This window comes from Streptomyces sp. NPDC054840 (assembly GCF_053611065.1).
This window is the reverse complement of record NZ_JBSGZP010000847.1, coordinates 1-2,689: the sequence shown is the minus strand read 5'-3', so window position 1 is coordinate 2,689 and position 2,689 is coordinate 1. Positions and strand designations below refer to the sequence as shown.

Genomic DNA, 2,689 nt, shown 5'->3' with positions numbered 1-2,689 from the left:
CGCGGTCGGGCTGGGGTCGACCACGGTGACCCGGTGGCCCAGACGGGCCACCGGCACGGCGAACTTGCCGGTGCCGCCACCGGTGTCGAGCACGTCCAGCACATCCCGCCCGGTCGCCTTCACCCGGCGGTCGAGTGCCTCCTTGAGGACCTCCCACACCACGGCGGTGCGGAGGGAGGCACGGGGGCGGGAAGTGTCCGACACGGCTGATGGCTCCTCGGCGCGGTAAAGGGTGAGCGGTCCTGGCCCACCCTATTGCCTTCCGCCGCCGGGCAGCTCATCCCGCGTCCGGATGCTCCGGACGCGGTTGCGGCAAGGTCTGCCCCAGGGGCTGGGGCGGCGTCCGGACGGTGAGCATCCGCTCCACCAGGCGAAGGAACATCGAGGCCGCCCGCACCAGATCGTCCGCGTCCCGGCAACTCGCCGCGTCCGCTATCCCCGCCTCCGCCCTGGCCCGGCGGGCGGCGCCGGAGGCGAAGAGCGCGCTCCACTCGGTCAGCTCCGGGGCCATCTCCGGCAGCACCTCCCACGCACTGCGGATCCGGGGCCGCCGCCGCGGGTTCACCGGTTCGGGCCGGGCGCGTGCGGCGAGCACGGCCGCGGCGGTGCGCAGGGCGGCGAGGTGAGCGGTGGCGTAGCGCTCATTGGGGCGGGTCAGCCGGGCGGCCTCCGCCAAGCCGCTGCGGGCCTTGGCGAGCAGGTCCAGGGCGGCCGGTGGGGCCGTCGACCCGCGCAGGACGGGGTGGACAGGGGACGGGGACGGTGTGGCCATGACGAACCTCCTGTCGATGCGTTGCACCCATCGTGACGGGCCCCACTGACAATTGCGCTGACCTGGGCTTTTACGGTCATGAACCGGGCAACTGCCCCCTCCTGCGCACCTGGTGCGACGAAGGGTGCTAGTTTTTGAACTGACCGGTCAGTTCAAAAAGAAGGGGGACGGCGTGGACAGCCCGCACGGCGCGGCCGTCAAGGCCGAGGACTTCGGACTCAAGGGCCCGCGCGGCTGGGCCTTCCGGGGAGTCGGCATCGACGCGGCGCCAGGCTCGCTCATCGCGGTCGAAGGTCCCTCCGGCAGTGGCCGGACCTGCCTGCTCCTCGCCCTCACCGGGCGGATGAAGCCCACCCGGGGTCACGCCGAGGTCGGCGGCCACCACCTGCCGAAGCGGATGACCGCGGTCCGCCGGATCGCCGCACTGGGCCCGGTCTCCGGGGTCAACGAGCTCGACCAGGCCCTCACCGTCGCGGAACAGCTGCGCGAGGGCGCCCTGCTCCAGCGCCACTACGGCGCTCCGGTCCGCGCCATGCTCCGGCCCCGGGCCGAGCGCCGCGCCGCCGCCGAGGCGCGGATCGCCTCCGCCCTGGAGGCCGCCGGACTGGATCTCGCCGCGCTGCCCAAGGGTGAGCGGACCTCCGTCCGGGACCTGGAACGCCTGGAGTCCGTACGGCTGTCCGTCGCCATCGCGCTGCTGGGCTCCCCGGGACTGCTCGCCCTCGACGACCTCGACCTCAAGCTGTCCGACACCGAACGCGCCGAGGCCTGGGACCTGCTCCGCTCGGTCGCCGCCCGCGGGATCACCGTCCTCGCGGTGTGCAGCGAGGCGCCCGCCGACGCGGTCGTCCTGCGGACCTCCCCCAAGGAGCCGGCCGGTCCGGCCGACGCGGCGACCGGCACCGATACCGAGCCCCAGACCGAGACCGAGCCCGGCGCCGACCCCGGCGGCGGCTCCGAGAACGACACGAAGAACGACACGGAGAACGCCACGCGGTCCGACGGGAAGACCGAGAACGACGACACGAAGGGGGCGGACGATGCACTCGCCGAAGCTGGCCGCGCTTGAGCTGAAGCGGTTCGGGCGGGGGAAGCTGCCCCGGGCCGCTCTCGTGGCGCTGCTCCTGCTGCCACTGCTCTACGGAGCCCTGTACCTGTGGTCCTTCTGGGACCCGTACAAGAACCTGAACAAGGTGCCCGTCGCCCTCGTCAACGCCGACAAGGGCACGACCGTCGACGGCGAGCGCGTCGACGCCGGCGCCGAGATCGCCAAGAAGCTGCACGCCAGCACCAAGTCCTTCGACTGGCGCGACGCGAGTGCCGAGGAAGCGGCCGAGGGCCTGGAGAACGGTACGTACTACCTGACCCTGACCCTGCCGGAGGACTTCAGCGCGAAGATCGCCTCCAGCTCCGGCGGCGACCCCACCACCGGTGCGCTCCAAGTCCGCACGAACGACGCCAACAACTACATCGTCGGCTCGATCTCGCGCACCGTCTTCGCGGAAGTCCGCTCCGCGGCGTCCGCCAAGGCCTCCCGCGGCTTCCTCGACAAGATCTTCGTCAACTTCTCCGACCTGCACGACAAGACCGCCGAGGCGGCCGACGGCGCCGACCAGCTCAAGGACGGCGCGGGCAAGGCCCAGGAAGGCGCCAAGGAGCTCGCCGACGGCCTCGACACGGCGCAGGAGAAGTCCGGCGAGCTCAACAGCGGTCTGCAGAAGCTCAACACGGCCGCCGGCAAGCTGGAGACCGGCTCCAAGGACGTCGCGGACGGTACCCAGGCGCTGGCCGACAAGGTCAACGGGGCCGCGGACAAGGCCCGCCCCTTCGTCAAGGACCCCAAAAACCTGGCGGACACCGCCGAGCTCGTCGCCGACAGTGCGAAGGTGGTCAACAACCACCTCGGCACCTTCACCG

General features: G+C 72.1%; 4 protein-coding genes. 2 read left to right on the top strand and 2 right to left on the bottom strand.

Features of this window, described 5'->3' with window-relative positions; genetic code table 11:
* Both ACWGIU_RS34955 and ACWGIU_RS34950 read right to left on the bottom strand, forming a co-directional pair.
* A partial coding sequence (locus ACWGIU_RS34955; RefSeq protein WP_453712124.1) for a class I SAM-dependent methyltransferase occupies positions 1-204 on the bottom strand: 204 nt, incomplete at its 3' end.
* A gap of 73 nt (positions 205-277) precedes the next feature.
* On the bottom strand, positions 278-772 hold the full coding sequence (locus tag ACWGIU_RS34950; protein ID WP_453712123.1) for an SAV_6107 family HEPN domain-containing protein: 495 nt from the start codon (positions 770-772) through the stop codon (positions 278-280).
* A 172-nt stretch (positions 773-944) separates the two neighbouring features.
* Here ACWGIU_RS34950 and ACWGIU_RS34945 point away from each other — a divergent pair, with 172 nt between their 5' ends.
* Both ACWGIU_RS34945 and ACWGIU_RS34940 read left to right on the top strand, forming a co-directional pair.
* Positions 945-1,841, top strand: coding sequence for an ATP-binding cassette domain-containing protein (locus ACWGIU_RS34945; protein WP_453712122.1), 897 nt, complete (start codon positions 945-947; stop codon positions 1,839-1,841).
* Positions 1,813-2,689 (top strand): YhgE/Pip domain-containing protein (locus ACWGIU_RS34940; protein ID WP_453712121.1); only part of this gene is annotated, 877 nt, incomplete at its 3' end. The genes ACWGIU_RS34945 and ACWGIU_RS34940, both read left to right, overlap by 29 nt.